The following is a 20,042-nucleotide window of genomic DNA, read 5'->3' on the forward strand; positions in this document are numbered from 1 at the left end:
TGCGCCCGCTATTGCAAGCAAGGCGTTCATTCAGGGCGAACCTATGTTCGCCCCCTGCTCATTGCGCCTGCGGAATATCCTCGAGGCGGTAATACACGCTCAACCCGCGCTCATTGGCCAGCAATACGTCGTTATCCGCCCCCGCCGATGCGCCTTCAATACGATAAATAGCCTGGCATTGGGCAATCAGCCGATGGGCCACCGGGTAGAGAAACGCCTCGCTGACCTTATCCCCCAATTGGGTTGAACCGGCCGCCGCCGCCAACGGCAGCGCCAGCCATTCGCCAATCACCGGCACATGCCCGCGCCGATACACCTCGAGCGCCGCCTGCTCCAGACGGTGCAGGTTAGCGGCGATGCGCTGCGGATCGCCGTCGGTGCCGCTGCGGTATGGGCCGGCTATCAGAATCAATTGAGCACTCATAAGCTATTCTCCAGGCTACGGTTAAGCGCCACAAACTGCAGCAGCATAATGGTTTTGGCATCCACAATGGTTCCTTGCCGGATGGCGTGCAGAGCGTCCGCCAGCGGCATCTCGATCACCTCGAGGTCTTCGCCTTCCGCCTCCACCCCGCCGCCGTCGCTCACCCGGCTGCCGGCATCATATTCCCCAACAAAGAAATGCAGTTTTTCGGTCACCGAACCGGGGCTCATATAGGCCTCGAACACCTTTTGCACGTTTTGCACCCGATAGCCGGTTTCTTCCTCCGCTTCGGCGCGAATGCGCTCCTCCGGCGAGGCATTGTCCAGCAAGCCGGCAGCGGCCTCTATCAGCATGCCGTCGTGGCCGTTGACGAACACCGGGAAACGGAACTGGCGCGTCAGCACCACCTTTTGCGCCTGCCGGTTAAACAGCAAAATGGTCGCGCCGTCGCCGCGATCGTAAGTTTCGCGGCTTTGCCGTTGCCATACGCCATCACGGCGCAAAAAATCGAAGGTGGTTTTTTTCAGCAGATACCAGTCATCAGACAGCACCCGGGTTTCAAGGATACGAACCCGATCTTTGGTCGCAATCATAGCGGTCAACTCCACAACTCAGGAAAGGAACTGGATACTATCGTGCAGTTTCGTGTATGATCAAGATATTTCGTGCAATGCAAATTTAACGGGACAACAGGATGCTCACCAGTCAGCGCAAAAAAATTATTCTGGAAAAACTGGCACAGGACGGACAGGTGCTGGCCAAACAGCTCAGCGAAATGTTCGGGCTGTCCGAAGACACCCTCCGCCGCGATCTGCGTGAGCTGGACAGCGAAGGGCTGCTGCAAAGGGTGCACGGCGGCGCGTTGCCGGTCTCCCCCGCCATCGGCACCTTTGCCGAAAGAAACGGGCAGGAATCCGCTGCCAAACGCGCGATAGCCAAAGCCGCAGCGGCAATGATCGCCCCCGGCCAGGTGGTGATCATCGATGGGGGCACCACCTCCGCCGAGCTGGTGAAACAGCTGCCGCCTACGCTGGAGGCGACTATCGTCACCCACAGCCCCAGCGTAGCGGTCGGGTTGGTTGAACATCCCAAAGTGGAGGTGATTCTGATCGGCGGACGACTGTATAAACACTCGATCGTCAGCGTGGGTGCCGCCGCGGTGGAAGCCATGTCGCACATCCGCGCCGACATTTACTTTATGGGCGTGACGGGCGTGCACCCGACCGCCGGGCTGAGCACCGGCGATCTCGAAGAAGCCTATATCAAGCGCGCGCTGGCGGCACGGGCGGCAGAAACCGTGGTGTTGGCCTCCGCCGCCAAGCTGAACGCCGCCTCACAGTATGCCATTGGCGACATCACGCTGGCGCAGAGCATTATTGTCGAACGCGCCACCGACGCCGCGCTGATCGCCCCGCTGGAACAGGCCGGGGTCACGGTGGTGAGGGCCTGAGTGGCACGGCCAAATAAAAGACTTAATCAATGCACGGTTATTAAATGGCTGCGTTTAATACCGCAACACTCCAAGCTTGGGACGGGTGGGGACATGCAGGTTAGTTGACGATGCGAGCCTCCATGGATGGATTCACGGCGTGTCGGTGCTCTGCATGCTCCTGACCTGTAGCACTATTAGTTAGTAGGCTCAGCTATTTAATCCTGCCCCCATATTGAGGGATATTAATTTTACGCATTCGTCTCACTGCCACAAAAAATGCGAGAGTAATCACATTTCATTAAACTGATCCCGGCCCAATCCGCTATTTTTCCCGCTTTATAAAAAAACCGCAGCAATCGAATGGCAACATATTGATTATCAATAAATAGTCACCTTTTCTCTTTTATTTATCAAAAACAAAAACGAGACAAACCTCACAGAAAAATCACTCTCAATAGTGCTGTCAATGTGTTCCAAGGAAATATTTGTGATTGTTTTGTGATATCGCTTGCAAATTTTACCGATACCAAAAATAACAATAGCTGCAACGGAACGGGCTGGGAGCAGGCATATGAAAATCGGCGTAGTAATAAGCGGTGGCGATGTCAGTGGCATCAACAACTTTATTTTCCAGGTCGCCAGGCTGGCGCAGGCAGATATCGTTCTGTTTAACGGCGGAATACCGGGATTACTGGCTAATCAATATCATTCCATCACCCGGCGCGATCTGGTCGATTTCTCCATTTCATCGATGCCGATTATCTCTTCAGGCCGCACGGCAAAGAAACTGGTCGCCAGTGAATATGAAACTATCGGCAAGCAACTTAAAGCGCTGCACATTGACGTGCTTATTATGGCCGGCGGCGACGGCTCGCTGCAGTTTTTAAATACGCTCAGTGAGTTTGGCGTTAACTGTTTTGGCGTGGGCATGACCATCGACAATGACGTTTTCGGCAGCGGCTACACCATTGGCTTTTCTACCGCTTGCGAACAGGTGATAAAAGAGGTCTCCAAGCTGAGAAACACCGGGCGCGCCCTGCCGGGCCGCGTATTTATGATTGAGCTGCTCGGTGGTTACTGCGGGGAATTGACGCTGCAATCGGCGATAAAATCCAATGCGGACTTTGCCCTGATCCCAGAATGCCAACATCCCTTGAACGCATTGGCGGAAAAAATAACCCACCGGCTGGAGCGGCAAAACAGCGTGATCATTTTATGTTCGGAGGGATACACCAAAGAGTATTCGCCAGGTTTCCAGGGGGCGATCGACACCATGATTAAACAGCTGGAACCCAAGATTGGCGTGCGTATTCGCAAAACCATCGTGGGGTACGGTCTGCGCAATGGCGATCCCACTTGCGAAGAGATCTATCAGGGAACATTGATGGCCAGCGAAGTCGTGCGCTGTATTCATTCCGGAATGAAAAACAAGGCCGTCATTATTAATGCCGGCAACCAACCTATTCCGATTGATTTAATCAGCATGCAAAAACGTTTGGTCGATACCGAAGGACACCATTACAAACTCGCCAGGCAGTTAAATATAATCTGAGGAGATGTCCATGCTTAAAATACTGTGTGTTTGCGGCTGCGGCCTCGGCTCCAGCTTTGCCATCGAAATGAGCGCAAAAGCGGTGCTGAAAAAATTAGAGATTGAAGCCGATATTGATCACACCACGATCTCTGAGGCCGGCGCCTTTAAATCAGATATTATTCTTACCCAAAAAACCTTCGCCGACATTTTAAATGCCGACGCCAGTGAAGAGGAAAAAAAACGGGTCATTGTTCTCCACCGGCTCACCGATAAAGTGGAAATAGAGCAAAAGATTGTGGCTTTTTTGAAAGAGCGCGACATGAAGGACCCCCATCATGAGTAGCCTGATCGATTTTATCGTCAAAGATCTGCTTGGCCAGGCGTCGATCCTGATTGCCTTTATCGCCATGCTGGGATTGTTGCTGCAGAAAAAATCCACCGGCAAGGTTGCCGAAGGCACGTTCAAAACGCTGTTGGGCTTTCTGATCATGATGGCCGGCATCAACATCATCGTCGGCGCCCTGACCTATCTGAACAGCATCTTCACCCACGGCTTCGGCATGACCGGTTACATCACCGACGTCGCCGCCATTGCCGGCCTGGCCAACCGCGAGCTGGGCTCTGAAGTGGCGATGACGCTGCTGGTGATTTTCGCCGTGAATATCATCATCGCCCGCATCACCCCGTTCAAATACATTTTCCTGACCGGGCAGGCGTTGTTGTGGATGGCCACCATTGGCGCGGTGATCGGCTATAAAGCCGGGCTGACCGGGATGCCGCTGATTTTGACCGGCGGGATCTTTGGCGGCGTGATGGCGGTGTTGATGCCGGCGCTGGCGCAACCGGTAGTGCGCAAAATCACCGGTTCGGACGAGGTGGCGCTGGGGCACTTCTGCACCATCGGTTATCTGGTGCAGGCGGCGGTCGCCAAGGTGGTCGGCAAAGGTTCGCGTTCCACCGAGGATCTGGAGTTACCCGACAACTTCAAGTTTCTGCAAGACACCTATCTGTCGATGGCGGTGGTGATGATCCCGATGTACCTGATCCCCGCGCTGGCGGCCGGGCCGCAGTTCATCGCCCAATACGCCGGTGGCATGAACTACCTGATGTACTCCTTTATGCAGGCCATTCAGTTCGTCGCCGGCGTGTTTATCCTCTACAGCGGCGTGCGTCTGTTGCTGAATGAGCTGGTGCCGGCGTTTCGCGGCATTGCCATGCGCATCGTACCGGATGCCCGCCCGGCGCTGGATTGCCCGGTGCTGTTCCCCTATGCGCCCAATGCGGTGATTGTCGGCTTCCTGGCCACGACCCTGGGTTCAATCATCGGCATGATCGTTTTCCCGATGTTCGGTCTGGCGATGATCCTGCCCGGCCTGCTCACCAACTTCTTCGCCGGCGGCACCGCAGGCATTTTCGGTAACGCCCTTGGCGGGCGGCGCGGTGCGATGATCGGTGGCGTGGTTCACGGTCTGTTCATCACCTTCCTGCCGGCCATTCTGGTGCCGATGCTGGAAAGTTACGGCTTTGTCGGCGTGACCTTCAGCGATTCCGACGTCATCAGCAGCGGCCTGGTGATGGGCCATGCCTTCCAGGGCAACTGGCTGTTCATCACCCTGTTCATTGTCTTCGTCACGCTGATTGCGTGGTTTGTTAACGGTAAATCAACCAAGCACCATGAGGGAAAAGTCCATGAAACTCTATAATTTCAACGAGCTGTTGTCCGTTGCCAAGGCCCGCGACTTCAAGGCGATAGGCTCATTCAATCTCCATTGTCTGGAGATGCTCCCGGCCTTTTTCAGGGCGGCCAAGGCGACCCACAGCCCGCTGATGATCCAGATTTCCACCGGGACCGCCGAATATCTGGGTTACCGGCTGCTGGTTGATTCGGTGCGCTCGCTGTCGGCAAGCGAAGACGTGCCCACCTGTCTGCATCTGGATCACTGCTCGGACATCGCCGCCATCGAGACGGCGATTGATGCCGGTTTCAGTTCGGTGATGTATGACGGTTCTCATCTTGATATGGACGAGAATATCGCCAATACCCGCAAGGTGATCGACATTGCCCGCCAACGTAACGTCTCGGTGGAGGCTGAACTGGGCGCCATCGGCGGTTCGGAGGACGGCAAGGCGGTCGCGGAAGAGGATATCTGTTTTACCACCGTGGAAGACGCCAAGCGCTTTGTAGACGAAACCGGGGTCGACATGCTGGCCGTATCGGTCGGTACCGTTCACGGGCTGTATACCGGCAAGGCGCATATCCAGCACCAGCGCCTGGCGGAAATCACCGAGGCCACCCATACCCCGCTGGTGTTGCACGGCGGCACCGGGGTCAGCGATGAAGATATGCGGCGCGCGGTGGCCGGCGGCATTGAAAAGGTCAACGTGGGCACCGAGATGAACGTGCAGTGGGTTGGGCGCTGCAAGCAGACGTTTGAAAAAGGCAAAGTGAACGACAGCGTGCGGAAATTCCTGATCCCGGCCAATAATGCCGTCACCGAGGTATTAACGGAAAAGATCGGCCTGTTTAAATAACGGTTGTCATGAGTTCTTAATATAAACCCTGTGCATTTCAAGTCGCGGTCAAGCGGTTAATTCATCAGTCCCGGATCCCCAGCTATTGCAGGGGCACGGCATGCTGTGCCTGCCTGAGTCGGGGCCGAATATATTCGCCCTTGCCGGGGCTGATTGATACACCATGCCGCGGCGTGAAAAGCGCAGGTATAGACGGGAGAATATATGTTTAATTTTATGAAGCGCCAGCGGGAAAAAGAAACGCTGCACGCCACGCATTACGATGATGAAACCAATGAAATTTCAGCCGAAATTAACGCACTGGAACGGCGGTTGGCGGCAACACCGGCGGACGGCGAAATCCATAAGGCATTAATGCTGGCCTATAATCGGGCAGTAAAGATTTATGCCAAAAGCCAGCATCATCGCCAATATATCGATACCGTTTTTATCAAGATGGACGAGCTGCGCAATATTATCAGGAAAAATCTCTGAGGGATCATGATGACAATTAAACAACTGCTGATTGAGGCCGGCGCCATACAGGTCGGCGTCAAGGAAACGGACTGGAAAAAGGTCATTACGCTGGCGGCGCAGCCCTTGGTGGATAACGGCTATATTCATGCCTCTTATTATCAGGCGGTGATCAGCAATACGCTGGCCCATGGCGCTTATTACGTGTTTGACGAAGGCATCGCCATCCCCCATGCGCGGCCGGAGTGCGGGGTAATTAAAAACTGCTTCAGCATGGTGTTGCTGGAGGAGCCCATCGCCTTTCGCGACAGCGAAAAGGCCGATATCGTCATCCTGTTCGGCGCAACCGACAGTAACCGGCATATTGAAGAAGGCATTCGCGCCATTGTCGATTTACTGGACAATAAAGAGCGGCTCGACAAGCTCCGCGCGGCGAAAATATGGCAAGAGGTGGTGGACATATTATGACTCTGGCAAGCGGAAAAACCGTCATTCTGGTCAATGGCGTTCCTGCCTCCGGCAAAAGCACCGTCGCGCAGGCTTTGGCGCAGCATTTCGGCCTGCCTTATCTGGCCATCGACGGCATCAAGGAGCCTTTTATGTCGCGGCTGGACAACGTGGATCGGGGGCTGAACCGGCGGCTTGGCTGCGCCGCTTATGAAGCCATTTGGTCAATCGTGGCGCAGGCGCCCGACTGCTGTACTTACGTTATCGACGCCTGGTTCGGCTTTCAGCCCAGAGAGGAGTTGCGTCATTACCTGCGTGAAGCCGGGGTGACGCACCCCCTGGAGGTGTGGAACCAGATTTCCGGCGAGCTGGCGGCAGAGCGCTATGCTTCGCGCATCGGGCAACGCCCCAAAGGCCATCCCGGTGCAGAATATTTGCCTGAATTGCGGGCGCTGGCCGAACGCGCCGCCCCGATGGCCATCGGCCCGGTGATCCGGGTTGAGCAGGCCCAACCGCTGGAAATCCGCAGGATTGTCGACTCGCTGACGGAGTACGGCATAGGTGGCGATAACATCGGCAAGCGGATGGCGGGTTGATGTTTTCCGCGACTGCGGGCCGGGAGCAAGCGCGGGAGCTTCTCCCGCCATTGCACAAAAATGCAACGCCCTTCGCAATTAATGTGATATTAATCACTTTTTTATGCAACCTAATGGCAATTTTCATTCTTTTGTTTTTATACTGATATGCACTTTACCTACAACAAAATAACGAGTGCAGATCATGATTGACTCCCGCCTACCGCTTACCGACATTCACCGTCACCTCGACGGCAACATCCGTGCGCAAACCATTCTCGATCTGGGCCGTCAGTTCAATCTGGCTCTGCCCGCTGACGAGCTGGAAGCGTTGCGCCCGCACGTGCAAATCACCCATGCCGAACCGGATCTGATCAGCTTTCTGCAAAAGCTGGACTGGGGCGTGGCGGTGCTGGGCGACCTGGATGCCTGCCGCCGGGTAGCCTATGAAAACGTAGAGGACGCGGCCAATGCCGGGCTGCACTATGCCGAGCTGCGCTTCTCGCCGTATTACATGGCGATGAAACACCAATTGCCGGTGGCTGGCGTAGTCGACGCGGTGATCGACGGCATTCGTTCCGGCGTTCGCGATCGGGGCATCGATGTCCGCCTGATCGGCATCATGAGCCGTACCTTTGGCGAAGCGGCCTGTTTGCAAGAGCTGGAAGGCCTGTTGGCGCATCGCGACGGCATTACCGCACTGGATCTGGCCGGTGACGAGCTGGGCTTCCCGGGCAGCCTGTTCCTCAGCCACTTCAACCGCGCCCGTGACGCCGGCTTGCGCATTACCGTGCACGCGGGCGAAGCCGCAGGCCCGGAAAGCATCTGGCAGGCGATCCGCGAGCTGGGTGCCGAACGTATCGGCCACGGGGTGAAAGCGATTGAAGATCCGGCGCTGATGGACTTCCTGGCTGAACACGGCATCGGCATCGAATCCTGCCTGACCTCCAATATTCAGACCAGCACCGTCTCTTCTCTGGCCCAGCACCCGCTGGCGAAATTCCTGCGCCACGGCGTGCTGGCCTCGATCAACACCGATGACCCGGCGGTTCAGGGCATCGAGATCGAACACGAATATCGGGTAGCGGCGCCACAGGCCGGGTTGACGCCGGCGGAAATCCGCACCGCACAGGAAAACGGCCTGAAAATGGCGTTCCTCAGCGAGCAGGAAAAGCAGGCTTTGCGCGATAAAGTACGAGGCTGATGAAGCAAGGGGCGCGTATAACGCGCCCCGGTTTATTTCACCGCCAGCGCCTCTCGCTGTTTGGCGGTTTTGCGCGCATAGCGCTGCGCCAGTACGGCGCACACCATCAGTTGCACCTGATGGAAAATCATCAGCGGCAGCACCATGGCCCCCACCGCTGCGGCCGGAAACAGCACGTTGGCCATCGGAATGCCGTTCGCCAGGCTCTTTTTCGAGCCGCAGAACACAATGGTGATCTCATCGGCGGTATCGAACCCCAACCAGCGCGCAGTGTAAGTGTTGATAATCAGCACCACAGTCAGCAGCACCAGCGACATCACCAGAATGGTCAGCAACGACCAGCCGTCAATCCGGTGCCAGATACCTTCCACCACCGCCGCGCTGAACGCGGTATACACCACCAGCAATATCGATGAACGGTCAGTGATGTTGATCAGCTTGCGGTGGCGATCGACCCATTTACCGATCAACGGCCGCGCCAGGTGCCCCACCACAAACGGCACCATCAGTTGCAAGATGATCGAACCGATGGCGTGCAGCACGTCGGTGTTCCCGCCCTGGGTATGCATCAAGGCTCCTACCAGCAACGGCGACAGGAAAACGCCGAGGATACTGGACGCCGAAGCGCTGCAAATCGCCGCGGCCACGTTACCGCCCGCCGCGGAAGTGAAAGCGATGGCCGACTGCACCGTCGCCGGCAATGCGCACAGATAGAGGAAGCCCAGATAAACCGTCGGCGTCATCAACCCCGGCACCATCCAATTCATCGCCAGCCCCAATAGCGGGAACAGCGCAAAAGTACTGAGGAACACCACCAGATGCAGTTTCCAGTGGCTCATGCCGGCGATAATCGCCTCGCGCGACAGCTTGGCGCCATGCATAAAGAACAGCAGCGCAATGGCAGCGGTTGTCAGGCGTTCGAAGAACGTTTTCCATACCCCTTCGCAGGGGAAGATCGAGGCGACGATCACCACCAAAATCAGGACCAATAAAAACTTATCAATGCGCAGACGCTGTAACCAAGACATGAATAGGGATCCCTCGAAGAATAAAACGGGTTCGACAAGCGAACCCGGAACCATGAATGGCGGAAACGACGGCGTTCAGACTACCGGTAACGCCCTTTGCTGTTTCGCCGACTCAATGCCCAGCTCGATCATTTCCATCACTTTGATGGCATCGTCGGCCGGCACCGGGTTTTCACCCTCGCCGTTAATCGCATCGCGGATTGCCGCGTAATAGGCCGGGTAGTTGCCGGGAATGCTCAGCAACGGCTTCTCCGCCAGTAGGCCATCACGTGACAATGTCACTACACCGTCGCGCATATCGTAGCCCCAGTCGGCCTGCGGCAGACGTTCACCGGCTTTCAGGCGGTCTTCCTGCGGATCCAGCCCGAACTTGATAAAGCTGCCCTGGGTGCCATGCACGATATAACGCGCGGTTTCCGCCGCCGCCAGCACCGTGCCGTGCAGCACCACTCGGCGGTCGCCGTAGTTCAGTACCGCGTGGAAATAATCCACCGATTGCGAGCCAGGGCGCAGTTCGCCCAGATCGACAAACAGCGTTTGCGGCTTGCCGAACAGTTGCAGCGCCTGATCGATCAGGTGCGGCCCCAAATCGTACCAGATGCCGGTGCCGGCACCGGCCTGTTCGCGCCAGCGCTGACGCACTTCCGGCCGGAAGCGATCGAAATGCGATTCAAAGTAAACCACTTCGCCGAGCGCCCCCTCTTTCAGCAGCGTCTTGAGCGTGAGGAAATCGCTGTCCCAGCGGCGGTTGTGAAACACCGACAACAGCTTGCCGCTCTGTTCCGCCTGCTGTTTCAATTCTTGCGCTTGTGACAATGTCACGGTAAAGGGTTTATCCACCACCACGTGCTTGCCGGCGGCCATCGCCTGCTGCGCCAGCGGGAAGTGGGTATCGTTGGGGGTGGGAATGACGATCAGATCGATAGAGGGGTCGTTGAACAATGCCTGCGGATCGCTCACTACCGTCATTGCAGGCCAGTCGGCGTGCACTTTGCCTGCATCGCTGCTGGACACGGCGGCCAGTTCTACGCCCGGGGTGCCGACAATCAGCGGCGCATGAAAGGTTTTGCTGGCATAGCCGTAACCCACCAGCCCAACCCGAATTTTTTCTGCCATGGTATTTCCTCTTACTGGCTCGCTATAGACCCATCCGATTTGACACCATGACGCAGGCGGGAACAAGAAGTAAATGTGATGTTAACGGTAGCGACGCGCAATAATCCCACACTTCAGTCAACATGACCGAGAGACTTCATTAGCGTCGGGGACAGAGGATTTAGCATCATTGGGCTAGCCGAGCCTTTTGTTTCTGTAGCCAAAAATATTCATCACCTGACTTTGACATAAAATATGTTGTGTCAGGGAAAAAACCACGCCATTGAATTAACGTTAATTTCAGCCATAAGTTAAAAATATGTCACTGGCTTATATTTCATCATGAAATGGTTATCATCATTATTAATTTATTTTCCTTAAATTCCATCGTTAAATAAAATTTGACAATAAAAAAAATGCGTCTTTAATTAAATCTCATTGATCAAAAAAACACCCTACTTGCAATCGAATTTATTTCGGGGGTCACTCGTGGAAGATATGCTGATCCTCGTTGATGACAAAGATAATCCTATCCGTTCGGAAGGGAAACTCTCGGTTCATCAGCAAGGGCTATTACATCGTGCATTTTCGATCTTTATATTTGATAGCAAAGGAAGATTGTTGCTGCAACAAAGAGCGCTCGGCAAATACCATTCGGCCGGATTGTGGACCAACAGTTGCTGCGGGCATCCGCGCTGGGGTGAGGCTACCGATGCTGCCGCCCAGCGGCGTTTACAGGAAGAAATGGGGTTTTGCACCCCATTGAAAAAAGTCTCCAGTTTTACCTATCATGCTGAAGTACCTGGAAATTTAACTGAACATGAGTTCGACCATATTTATGTTGGGTTGTTTGAGGGTGAACCTGATGTTAATCCTGACGAAGTAGAAAATTCGCGATGGATTGATGTGATCCAGTTATTGCATGAGATTGAATTGCATCCGGAAAAATTCACCACGTGGTTCAGGTTAATAATAAATAGTTATGATACTAATGAAATAACACGATGGGAAAAGCTTGCATCCCGTTAATGCTATCCACATTAAACGACTGGTGAATGGCGATGGAGACCTTATTGGAATTAATTAATTTTCCTGCCGATCTACGGAAGTTATCCCGTGAACAATTAGCACAGGCGGCAAATGAACTCCGGGCATTTTTATTATCCAGCATCGCAAAAAGCGGTGGCCATTTAGCCTCTAATCTCGGCGTGGTGGAATTAACCCTGGCGCTGCATTATGTCTTTGATACGCCAAACGATCGAATTGTCTGGGACGTCGGTCATCAATGTTATCCGCACAAAGCGATTACCGGCAGACGCGGACAGATGAGCACCCTGCGCAAAAAGGGCGGCATTTCCGGCTTTCCAAGACGGGATGAATCCCCCTATGACAGCTTCGGCACCGCCCATTCCAGCACGTCAATCTCTGCCGCGTTGGGGATGGCGCACGCCGCCCGGCTGCAGCGGCAGGCCCGGCGCTGCATCGCGGTCATTGGCGACGGCGCGCTCAGTGCCGGTCTGGCCTTTGAGGCGATGAACAACGCCACGCTCGATCCGGACCTGCCTTTACTGGTGATCCTCAACGATAACGACATGTCGATCTCGCCATCGGTCGGCGCGCTGAAACAGCATCTCGTCGCTCTGCAAAGCGGTGAATCTGCGTCACTGTTCAGCACCCTGGGCTTTGACTACTCGGGGCCGGTTGACGGTCACGATCTGGCAACGCTGATCCCGGCACTGGAACGGCTGCGCGATCGGCGCGGGGTGCAGTTACTGCATGTCATCACCCGTAAGGGCCAAGGCTTTTCGCACGCGGAGGCCGACCCCGTGAACTACCATGCGCCGGCCAAGTTTTGCCCGCAGGCCGGAATAGTGCCCACCGCCGCCGGTAAGCTGACCTATACGCGGGTATTCGGCGACTGGTTGTGCGACGAGGCAGAGCGAGACGCGCGCGTGGTCGGCATTACCCCGGCGATGCGTGAAGGTTCCGGCCTGGTGGCCTTTCAGCAGCGCTTTCCCGATCGCTATTTCGACGTCGGCATCGCCGAACAGCATGCGGTGACCTTTGCCGGCGGCCTGGCCGCCGAAGGCATGCGTCCGGTAGTGGCGATTTACTCCACCTTCCTGCAGCGCGGTTATGACCAACTTATCCACGACATCGCCATCCAGCAACTGCCGGTAACCTTCGCCATCGATCGCGCCGGCGTGGTAGGGGCCGATGGAGCGACCCATATGGGCATGTTCGATCTGGCTTATCTGCGCTGCATTCCCAATCTGCTGCTGATGTGCCCGGCGGATGAAAATGAGTGCCGGCAAATGCTGCATACCGCGCTGAATCATAATGGCCCGGCGGCGGTGCGCTATCCGCGCGGCAGTGGCCCCGGCGTGCTGCCGCAGCGCGAGATGACGGCGTTGCCGTTGGGAAAAGCTCAGGTTCACCGCATTGGGCGGCGGATCGCCATTCTGGCCTTCGGTTCGATGGTTGCGCCGGCGCTGGAAGCCGGCGTCCGACTGGATGCGACCGTGGTCAATATGCGCTTCGTCAAGCCGCTCGACGCTGGGCTGCTGCAGCGCCTGGCGCGTACCCATGAGACGTTGGTCACGGTGGAAGAAGGCTGCATCGCCGGCGGCGCGGGGAGCGCCTGCCTGGAATGCCTGTCCGCCGCCGGGATCGCAATAAACAGCTTGTTGCTGGGCTTTCCGGATAATTTTGTCGAGCACGGCGAGCCGGCAGAGCTGCTGGCGACCTGCGGTCTGGACGCCGACGGCATCGAAAACGCCATTGTCAGCTTTGTTACACCGCCGGTGGCGAAGTTTGTTGCCGACGTGGGGAGTTTTACCGATGAAAGTGAAGCTTTTTTACGCGAAAACACGCGCATTTATCGAGGAGAGCGACCATGAGCAATCTGTCTGAAATGATGTCACCCGATCCGGTGTATTTACAAAACCTGCCGTATCAGGTGATCCGGGATAGCCATACCGACAGCTATGAGGAGAAGGTGGTACAGACCTACTGCGAAGAACCGGAACATTGGCGCAAGGCCATCGGCGAGACGCTGTTGTTTCAATTTGGGGTGTATGAGGATACGGCTCATGCCCCTGCCCTGACGCCGATATCAAAGCTGAAGCCCACCGCGGGGCTGGATGAGTCCAGTGTCCGTTATTTCGAGCAGCAGTTGTTTCTGGCCGGGGTAACCGGCAGCGATCGGCCGGCGATGCGCCGTATCCTGGATATCGGTTGCGGCTGGGGTTACATCCTCAAACATCTGGCGGAGCGCTATCCGGAATGCCAACGGTTGGACGGCGTTAACGTCAGCGCCCAGCAGCTCAACTACTGCGCCCGCTCCCATGCCGAGCAAGGGTTGAGCGGCCGCATCAATCTGTTTTTGTGTAATGCGCAGGACATCGGACTGTTGCCGGATCCTGATGATCTTTATGATCTGGTGATCATCCGCGGCGTCATCTCTCACTTCCCCAACGAGCTGTATGAAAAAGCCATGCGCGCGTTATTCACCCGGGTGCGGCCCGGTGGCAAGGTGATCATCTCCGACAACCTGTACAACGTCGAACCGGATCGCTACCAGTCCGATACGCCGGATATTGTTGACCGCCTGGCCTGCCGCCATCAAAAAACGCCGGCTTACTTTAGCCAGGTGCTGGAAGACAGCGGTTTCACCATAAAGGATTTTCGCGTATTGCCGTCAAACGTTGACGTAGCGCACTGGCTGATGGACTCCAAGGCCAATATCGAACGTCATTTCCCTGAAGGGGTGGGTGGTGCGCTGGAAGAGCTGCGGGTGCTGGCTGAAAACTGGTCGGTGGCACTGCTGAAGGACAAGGTTTCTACTTACAGCGTGATTGCACAAAAACCGGTTAAATAAACAGGGATCAGGACGAGGAACGGGACAGGTCAGTACCTACTACTCTGGTGGCCGCCTCGGAGCATAAAGGCAGCGCCATAATCACACATATTCCATTTTTTGATAAGGGGATAGCATGGAACCGGTGAAATTACCTCACATCGCTTGTCCACTGCTGTTGGCGAGTTATCCGAATGCGGAAAAATACAGCGCAGGGACGGTGGCATGGATAGATCGTTGGGAACTGTATAGCGACCATCAGCACCGTGAACGTCTGAGTAACATTAACTGTGGCCAGTTGGCGACATTGATGTACCCGGACTGCAAGTCTGATGCCTTGATGCAAGTCATGACCGATTATGTTGCCTGGGCATTTTCCTTCGACGATGAGTATTGCGATGAAGGAGGCATGAGCGAGCAACCGGCAGCGTCAGCGTTGGCAATGCAACATATGCAGCGTGCACTTGAATCGCCGGAGGTGATCATTGATCCGACCGATCGCTATGCGCTGGCGTTGCGTGATATTCGTCAGCGCATCGATACCCTGGCTTCTCCGTTGCACGGTGCCCGTTTTGTGACCGTACAGCGCGGGTATTTCTTTGTCGAGATCAACAAACTGCTGCATCAAGTGCCGGACTTTAATGATTGTGCCACGTTGCGTTTGAGTTCAGGCGGTGGACTTGTCTTCCCGGTACTGGCTCATATTGCGGCGGTAAATCCCATAAGCCAGAGCGATCTGGACAGCCGCCGGATGTGGGCAATGACCGAAATGGCGGCGATGATTGTGGTTTGGGACAGTGATATCTACTCCTACGGTAAGGAACTGGCTCGGGAACCCGATGGACGTCAACACAATATTTGCGCCTGGTTACACTATCATCAGCACTGCAGTCATGATGACGCCGTGGTACAGGCCGTGGATATTCGCAATCGCACTTTCAGCCTGTACCTGAGGTTACGGGCCGATTTGTTGGCGCGAATGTCACCGGAGATCAAACAGTATATTCGCGGCCTGGATGGTTATATCCGCGGAGGGTTCGAATGGATCCAGGATAACCGGCGTTACCGTTACAAAAACGGAGTGGACGGGGAGTTGGCTTACGTCGGCGGTGATATCGCCGAGGCATTGCCCCCACTGGATGAGGGAACGCCAATACCTGTGGGCTCTTTAGCCTGGTGGTGGGAATACGACCCGGCGCGCGAAGCTCAGCGTTAATCGGAGGATAGCGGCATCGGCGACGTGTCTGTTGGGTTGATGCCATCGCCCGGCGCCATAACTCATGGCATAAGTTCATCCCGATGCCTTTCAACAGTTCCGGCGCCATTTGCGTGGCGACCAGATCCTGCCAAAACAGGGTGACGATCCCGGTCAGGCCCAGTACCGCCGCAGGCAGCACGTTTGGGCTGGGCCGCTGACGGAAGAAGATCATGCCGTTGACGGCGTTGAACAGCACCGCCCTCGATAAAATCACGGATTCCAACCCGCTGCTGAAATAGTCGTATGCGCGGTAACCGGGTTCCCTCTCCCTCTGGCAGCCCGGTTACCGCGCATGTCCTCAACGCCCCTACGGTTAACCGGTAACGGCGGCATAAGGCGATTGGCGCTCGCTTTTCGCCGGGTAGTTAATCTCCAGGCTGCGGCGGCGGAAATCGCTTGGGCTGACGCCCACCCGCTTGCGGAATACGCGAGAAAAATAGAGCTGATCGTCGTAACCCACCACCCGGCCGATGGTGGCGATCGACTCCTGCGTGGTCTGCAACAGCAGCTTGGCGCGGATCACCCGCTGATCTTCGCGCCAGCGCAGGATATTGATACCCACCTGCTCGCGGAACAGATGCGCCAGCCGCGACGGCGACAGGCAGACATGGCGCGCCACCTCGTCAATGCGCAACTCGCCCGCCAGGTTGCCGGTGATGAACTGGCAGGCTTCGATGACGCGCGGATCCATGATTTTCTGCGGGCTGAGCGGATCTTCTTCCATCGCGCGCAGCAACAGGCGTTCCAACAGGTTCATGCCCAGCTCTTCCGCAAAACGGCGACCGGAGCGCTGGGTCTGTTCGATATTGGCGAACAGCCGATCGAATTCCAGCAGCAGGTTATTGTTTGGCAGCGTCAGGCGCCCCACTTCATGGGTTTTGCTGTGCCATTCCAACCAATCGGCCCAATAGGCGCGCGGGCGGAAATAAACCCAGCGGTGATACCAACAGTCGCTGTCCGGCGAACGGCCGTAATAATGAGATGCCTTGGGAGGAAACAGCAGCAGGTCACCGGGATTGCAGTATAAGGTGTCCTCGCCGTCAAACACCTTGCCCTGGCCCTTGATGGTCAGATTGAGAATATAGCCCTTCATGCCACCGGGGCGATCGATAAAGAAATCCAGCGGGCCGTCCGCCATGATCGGCGTCAACCCGGCCACCAGATAGGCATTGAAGGTGTAACCCGGTAACAGCGGGTTCGGTTGCGGTTCCTGTGCCATGCGATGATACATCGGTCCTCCCGGAACGGTTTCAGCAACGAACTTATAGCTTAGATAACAATCCTATACCCTATGGCTTTCGAGTTGGCCGCTCTAGCGCATCCATGCGCTCGCGGCATTCGTACATCCCTGTACAGCACAGCTAGGTGCCCAGCTCACTCATCCCCAGGCGCTTACTTAAGTAAGTAACTGGGGTGACAAATCTGCAGGGAGCAGATTTGAACGCTGCTCGCAGCGGCCCCCTAAGGGGTGTGGCCCATGGACGGGCCACATAACTTAGTGCAGGCAACAACGCTGCAGCTTGAAAGACGACGGGTATAACCAAGTGTATCGGCCCGGCAGATTACTGCCTGAGCCGATGGCAGAACTGTGAGCAGGGTTAGCGATTTTCTACGCCGTGCGTTTGGCCTGCTGTTTGTAGCGGTCGAAAATTACCGCCGCCAGCAGAATCACGCCGCGCACCACATATTGCGAGAACGGCGAAATATTCAGCAAATTCATCGCGTTCTCTACCGTGCCGAGGATCAGGATGCCGGCGATAACGTAGGAAATCTTGCCGATACCGCCCTTCAGCGACACCCCGCCCAGTACGCAGGCCGAGATCACGATCAGCTCATAGCCGATCGAAGTCATCGGCTGGCCGCTGGTCATGCGCGAAGCCAGAATGATGCCGGCGGCGGCCGAAACCAGCCCGGACAGCACAAAGATGATGATTTTCGTGCGCACCACCGGTACCCCGGCCAGGCGCGCCGCCTCTTCGTTGCCGCCGATCGCCAGCGTATTGCGGCCAAAGGTGGTTTTGTTGAGCAGAAAACCGAACAGGATCAGGCAGGCGACGGTGATCCAGATCGGCGCGGGCAGCCCCAACCAGTTGGCGTAGCCCAACGTGAAGAAGCGTTCGTCTTCAATGCCCACCGCTTTGCCGTCGGAAATGATGTAGGCCAGGCCGCGCAGGATCTGCATGGTGGCCAGCGTGGTGATCAGGGCGTTGATTTTCAACCGGGCGATGACAAAGCCGTTAATCAACCCCGACGCCACGCCCAACAGCAGGCCGGCACCTACGCCGATCCACAGGCTTTCGGTCAGGTTGATCACCACCGCAGTGGTGACCCCGGCGCAAGCGATGACCGAGGCGACGGACAGATCGAAGTCGCCGGAGGCCAGGCAAAACAGCATGCCGCAGGCCACCATGCCGGACATGGATATCGCCAACCCCAGCCCTTTCATGTTGATGAAAGAGCCGAAGTTAGGCACAAACACTACGCAGGCGATAAACAGCACCGCGAACACCACCAGCATGCCGTAGCTGTCCCAGATACGCGCCAGCCCCCGGCCGCTGCGGTTTTTCACAGAATGGGTCGTTATGGTCGACATCTCTTTCTCCTTCACAATCAAGCCACCGCCACAGCGGCATCAGGGGTAATATCGGGGGTGCGCAGCATCGCCAGGCTGAGGGCTTTTTCCTCGCTGGCATCGTCGTGCAGTAACTCGCCGGAAATGGCGCCTTCGCGCATCACGATGATGCGATCCGCCAGCCCCAGCACTTCGGGCAAATCGCTGGAAGCGAACAGCACCGCGATGCCCTGCTGCGCCAGTTGGTAAATCACATGGTAAATTTCATGCTTGGCGCCGACGTCGATACCGCGCGTCGGCTCATCCAGCAGGATCACTTTCATTTCTTCCGACAGCCAGCGGCCCAGAATCGCCTTCTGCTGGTTACCGCCGGATAAATTCATAATCAGCTGACCGGCACTTGGGGTTTTGATATTCAGCGCACGGATGTGATGGTCGGCATTGCTGACCTCCCAGCCGTTATTGATCAGGCAGCCTGCGCGGATACTTTTGCGCCGCGCGCTGATGTTGATGTTGTCTCGCACCGAATGCACCGGAATGATGCCGTCCGCCTTGCGGTCCTCCGGGCACAGCATGATGCCGGCGCGGATAGCGTCTATCGGCGAACGGATATCCAGCCGCTGGCCATCCAGCGTCAATTGCCCGCTACTGACCCGCGTGGCGCCGAAAATGCCTTTCATCAGTTCGCTGCGCCCGGCGCCCACCAGGCCGAACAGCCCGACAATCTCCCCGGCCCGCACGTTCAGATCGATAGGGGTTTTGACGCCAGGTGCCTGCAACCCTTGTAGCGTCAACCTCACCGGCCCCAGCTCACGCGGCTGATAACCGTAGACGTCGGCGATATCGCGGCCCACCATCGCCTGCACCAGCTGCGCATTGTTAACCTGGCTCATGTCGTCAAAAGTGCGCACATAACGGCCGTCTTTGAATACCGTAATGGCATCGCTAAGAGCAAAGATCTCCTCCATACGGTGCGAAACGTAGAGGATCACCCGCCCTTCGGCGCGCAGTTCGCGGATCACCCGGAACAATTGTTCAATCTCTCTGGCGGACAGCGAGCTGGTCGGTTCGTCAAACGCGATCACCTTGGCGTTGCGCGCCAACGCCTTGGCGATTTCCACCATCTGCCACTGGCCGATCGACAGATATTTCAACGGCGTATCCGGGTCGATATCCAGCCCGAGATGCTCCAACTGCAAGCGGGATTCGTAACGCAACAGCTTGCGATCCACCAGCCCGAGTTTGGTCGGCAATTGGCCGAGGTAAATGTTCTCCGCCACCGTCATTTCCGGCACCAGATGCAGTTCCTGGTAGATAATCGCTACCCCGGCGTTCAAGGCATCGGTGGTGTTGGTAAACTGTACCGTCTGGCCTTTCAGCTGAATTTCGCCCTGGGTCGGCGCATAGTTGCCGCTGAGGATTTTCAGCAGCGTGGATTTCCCGGCGCCGTTTTCCCCCATCAACGCGTGGATCTGCCCGGCCTGGCAGCTGAAACTGATATCATCCAGCGCCTTCACGCCCGGGAAGGTTTTACCGATGCCTTTAAACGTCAGATACGGCAATGCGGCGGTCATAATGCGATCCTCCTGCGGTCAAAAATGCCGCCCGGCGTTAACGCGGCGGGCGGCT

General features: G+C 56.4%; 20 protein-coding genes and 1 pseudogene. 13 read left to right on the forward strand and 8 right to left on the reverse strand.

The genetic code is table 11. The annotated features are described in order from the left end of the window. Window positions 1-58: 58 nt before the first annotated feature. Both V2S86_RS08310 and V2S86_RS08315 read right to left on the reverse strand, forming a co-directional pair. Window positions 59-424: an NUDIX hydrolase gene (locus tag V2S86_RS08310; RefSeq protein ID WP_330762028.1), complete on the reverse strand. Its 366-nt coding sequence runs from the start codon at window positions 422-424 to the stop codon at window positions 59-61. Then, a complete protein-coding gene (locus tag V2S86_RS08315; RefSeq protein WP_330762029.1) occupies window positions 421-1,017 on the reverse strand; it encodes an NUDIX domain-containing protein in 597 nt (198 codons plus the stop codon). Before V2S86_RS08315 ends, V2S86_RS08310 begins: the two co-directional genes overlap by 4 nt. A gap of 101 nt (window positions 1,018-1,118) precedes the next feature. On the opposite strand from V2S86_RS08315, the gene V2S86_RS08320 reads away from it, so the two are divergent. The 9 genes from V2S86_RS08320 (at window position 1,119) to add (ending at window position 8,601) form a co-directional block, all read left to right on the forward strand. Next, complete coding sequence (locus V2S86_RS08320; RefSeq protein WP_330762031.1) at window positions 1,119-1,874, forward strand: DeoR/GlpR family DNA-binding transcription regulator; 756 nt, start codon at window positions 1,119-1,121, stop codon at window positions 1,872-1,874. A gap of 553 nt (window positions 1,875-2,427) precedes the next feature. Continuing rightward, window positions 2,428-3,408: a 6-phosphofructokinase gene (locus V2S86_RS08325; RefSeq protein ID WP_330762032.1), complete on the forward strand. Its 981-nt coding sequence runs from the start codon at window positions 2,428-2,430 to the stop codon at window positions 3,406-3,408. A 10-nt stretch (window positions 3,409-3,418) separates the two neighbouring features. Further along, window positions 3,419-3,733, forward strand: a complete 315-nt coding sequence (locus V2S86_RS08330) for a PTS sugar transporter subunit IIB (protein WP_330762033.1) — start codon at window positions 3,419-3,421, stop codon at window positions 3,731-3,733. Further along, entirely contained in the window at window positions 3,726-5,093 is a 1,368-nt protein-coding gene (locus V2S86_RS08335) for a PTS sugar transporter subunit IIC (RefSeq protein WP_330762034.1), read from the forward strand. Before V2S86_RS08330 ends, V2S86_RS08335 begins: the two co-directional genes overlap by 8 nt. Further along, window positions 5,080-5,922 carry a class II fructose-bisphosphate aldolase gene (locus tag V2S86_RS08340; RefSeq protein ID WP_330762035.1) on the forward strand — a complete coding sequence of 281 codons (843 nt, stop codon included), beginning with the start codon at window positions 5,080-5,082 and terminating at the stop codon, window positions 5,920-5,922. Before V2S86_RS08335 ends, V2S86_RS08340 begins: the two co-directional genes overlap by 14 nt. A 204-nt stretch (window positions 5,923-6,126) precedes the next feature. Next, window positions 6,127-6,396 (forward strand): hypothetical protein, encoded by a 270-nt coding sequence (locus V2S86_RS08345; RefSeq protein ID WP_330762036.1) that lies wholly within the window; start codon window positions 6,127-6,129, stop codon window positions 6,394-6,396. Window positions 6,397-6,405: 9 nt separating this feature from the next. Then, window positions 6,406-6,843 (forward strand): PTS sugar transporter subunit IIA, encoded by a 438-nt coding sequence (locus tag V2S86_RS08350; protein ID WP_330763175.1) that lies wholly within the window; start codon window positions 6,406-6,408, stop codon window positions 6,841-6,843. Next, on the forward strand, window positions 6,840-7,418 hold the full coding sequence (locus tag V2S86_RS08355; protein ID WP_330762037.1) for an AAA family ATPase: 579 nt from the start codon (window positions 6,840-6,842) through the stop codon (window positions 7,416-7,418). The genes V2S86_RS08350 and V2S86_RS08355 overlap by 4 nt, the downstream gene beginning before the upstream one ends. A gap of 184 nt (window positions 7,419-7,602) precedes the next feature. Further along, window positions 7,603-8,601, forward strand: a complete 999-nt coding sequence (add, locus tag V2S86_RS08360) for an adenosine deaminase (protein WP_330762038.1) — start codon at window positions 7,603-7,605, stop codon at window positions 8,599-8,601. Between the two features lie 32 nt (window positions 8,602-8,633). Here add and V2S86_RS08365 read toward each other — a convergent pair whose 3' ends face one another. Then, entirely contained in the window at window positions 8,634-9,629 is a 996-nt protein-coding gene (locus V2S86_RS08365) for a bile acid:sodium symporter family protein (RefSeq protein ID WP_330762039.1), read from the reverse strand. Between the two features lie 75 nt (window positions 9,630-9,704). Next, window positions 9,705-10,745 carry an oxidoreductase gene (locus V2S86_RS08370; RefSeq protein ID WP_330762040.1) on the reverse strand — a complete coding sequence of 347 codons (1,041 nt, stop codon included), beginning with the start codon at window positions 10,743-10,745 and terminating at the stop codon, window positions 9,705-9,707. A 468-nt stretch (window positions 10,746-11,213) separates the two neighbouring features. On the opposite strand from V2S86_RS08370, the gene idi reads away from it, so the two are divergent. From idi to V2S86_RS08390, 4 genes are all read left to right on the forward strand, one after another. Further along, window positions 11,214-11,753, forward strand: a complete 540-nt coding sequence (idi, locus tag V2S86_RS08375) for an isopentenyl-diphosphate Delta-isomerase (RefSeq protein WP_330762041.1) — start codon at window positions 11,214-11,216, stop codon at window positions 11,751-11,753. 26 nt (window positions 11,754-11,779) lie between these two features. Beyond that, window positions 11,780-13,624 (forward strand): sodorifen biosynthesis 1-deoxy-D-xylulose-5-phosphate synthase SodB, encoded by a 1,845-nt coding sequence (gene sodB, locus V2S86_RS08380; protein WP_330762042.1) that lies wholly within the window; start codon window positions 11,780-11,782, stop codon window positions 13,622-13,624. Continuing rightward, complete coding sequence (gene sodC, locus V2S86_RS08385) at window positions 13,621-14,604, forward strand: sodorifen biosynthesis class I SAM-dependent methyltransferase SodC (protein ID WP_330762043.1); 984 nt, start codon at window positions 13,621-13,623, stop codon at window positions 14,602-14,604. The genes sodB and sodC overlap by 4 nt, the downstream gene beginning before the upstream one ends. Before the next feature lie 115 nt (window positions 14,605-14,719). Next, a complete protein-coding gene (locus V2S86_RS08390) occupies window positions 14,720-15,799 on the forward strand; it encodes a terpene synthase family protein (protein ID WP_330762044.1) in 1,080 nt (359 codons plus the stop codon). 73 nt (window positions 15,800-15,872) lie between these two features. On the opposite strand, the pseudogene V2S86_RS08395 reads toward V2S86_RS08390, so the two are convergent. From V2S86_RS08395 to araG, 4 genes and pseudogenes are all read right to left on the reverse strand, one after another. Further along, window positions 15,873-16,094, reverse strand: a pseudogene (locus tag V2S86_RS08395) (DMT family transporter); the annotation flags it as partial. A gap of 60 nt (window positions 16,095-16,154) precedes the next feature. After that, window positions 16,155-17,072, reverse strand: a complete 918-nt coding sequence (araC, locus tag V2S86_RS08400; RefSeq protein WP_004943909.1) for an arabinose operon transcriptional regulator AraC — start codon at window positions 17,070-17,072, stop codon at window positions 16,155-16,157. Between the two features lie 378 nt (window positions 17,073-17,450). After that, window positions 17,451-18,434, reverse strand: a complete 984-nt coding sequence (gene araH, locus V2S86_RS08405; RefSeq protein ID WP_062870690.1) for an L-arabinose ABC transporter permease AraH — start codon at window positions 18,432-18,434, stop codon at window positions 17,451-17,453. A 17-nt stretch (window positions 18,435-18,451) separates the two neighbouring features. Further along, window positions 18,452-19,987, reverse strand: coding sequence for an L-arabinose ABC transporter ATP-binding protein AraG (gene araG / locus V2S86_RS08410; RefSeq protein ID WP_330762045.1), 1,536 nt, complete (start codon window positions 19,985-19,987; stop codon window positions 18,452-18,454). Window positions 19,988-20,042 lie beyond the last annotated feature (55 nt).

This window comes from Serratia sp. C2(1) (assembly GCF_036352655.1).
GTDB lineage: Bacteria > Pseudomonadota > Gammaproteobacteria > Enterobacterales > Enterobacteriaceae > Serratia > Serratia inhibens.

Excerpts from the sequence above, each read along its gene's own strand:
- V2S86_RS08390 (WP_330762044.1), top strand. The coding sequence starts at position 14,720 with ATGGAACCGGTGAAATTACCTCACATCGCTTGTCCACTGCTGTTGGCG.
- V2S86_RS08320 (WP_330762031.1), top strand. The coding sequence starts at position 1,119 with ATGCTCACCAGTCAGCGCAAAAAAATTATTCTGGAAAAACTGGCACAG.
- V2S86_RS08330 (WP_330762033.1), top strand. The coding sequence starts at position 3,419 with ATGCTTAAAATACTGTGTGTTTGCGGCTGCGGCCTCGGCTCCAGCTTT.
- V2S86_RS08340 (WP_330762035.1), top strand. The coding sequence starts at position 5,080 with ATGAAACTCTATAATTTCAACGAGCTGTTGTCCGTTGCCAAGGCCCGC.
- araC (WP_004943909.1), bottom strand. The coding sequence starts at position 17,072 with ATGTATCATCGCATGGCACAGGAACCGCAACCGAACCCGCTGTTACCG.
- V2S86_RS08345 (WP_330762036.1), top strand. The coding sequence starts at position 6,127 with ATGTTTAATTTTATGAAGCGCCAGCGGGAAAAAGAAACGCTGCACGCC.
- V2S86_RS08325 (WP_330762032.1), top strand. The coding sequence starts at position 2,428 with ATGAAAATCGGCGTAGTAATAAGCGGTGGCGATGTCAGTGGCATCAAC.
- V2S86_RS08355 (WP_330762037.1), top strand. The coding sequence starts at position 6,840 with ATGACTCTGGCAAGCGGAAAAACCGTCATTCTGGTCAATGGCGTTCCT.
- araG (WP_330762045.1), bottom strand. The coding sequence starts at position 19,987 with ATGACCGCCGCATTGCCGTATCTGACGTTTAAAGGCATCGGTAAAACC.
- V2S86_RS08365 (WP_330762039.1), bottom strand. The coding sequence starts at position 9,629 with ATGTCTTGGTTACAGCGTCTGCGCATTGATAAGTTTTTATTGGTCCTG.
- sodC (WP_330762043.1), top strand. The coding sequence starts at position 13,621 with ATGAGCAATCTGTCTGAAATGATGTCACCCGATCCGGTGTATTTACAA.
- V2S86_RS08315 (WP_330762029.1), bottom strand. The coding sequence starts at position 1,017 with ATGATTGCGACCAAAGATCGGGTTCGTATCCTTGAAACCCGGGTGCTG.
- V2S86_RS08350 (WP_330763175.1), top strand. The coding sequence starts at position 6,406 with ATGACAATTAAACAACTGCTGATTGAGGCCGGCGCCATACAGGTCGGC.
- V2S86_RS08370 (WP_330762040.1), bottom strand. The coding sequence starts at position 10,745 with ATGGCAGAAAAAATTCGGGTTGGGCTGGTGGGTTACGGCTATGCCAGC.
- araH (WP_062870690.1), bottom strand. The coding sequence starts at position 18,434 with ATGTCGACCATAACGACCCATTCTGTGAAAAACCGCAGCGGCCGGGGG.
- add (WP_330762038.1), top strand. The coding sequence starts at position 7,603 with ATGATTGACTCCCGCCTACCGCTTACCGACATTCACCGTCACCTCGAC.
- V2S86_RS08335 (WP_330762034.1), top strand. The coding sequence starts at position 3,726 with ATGAGTAGCCTGATCGATTTTATCGTCAAAGATCTGCTTGGCCAGGCG.
- V2S86_RS08310 (WP_330762028.1), bottom strand. The coding sequence starts at position 424 with ATGAGTGCTCAATTGATTCTGATAGCCGGCCCATACCGCAGCGGCACC.
- sodB (WP_330762042.1), top strand. The coding sequence starts at position 11,780 with ATGGCGATGGAGACCTTATTGGAATTAATTAATTTTCCTGCCGATCTA.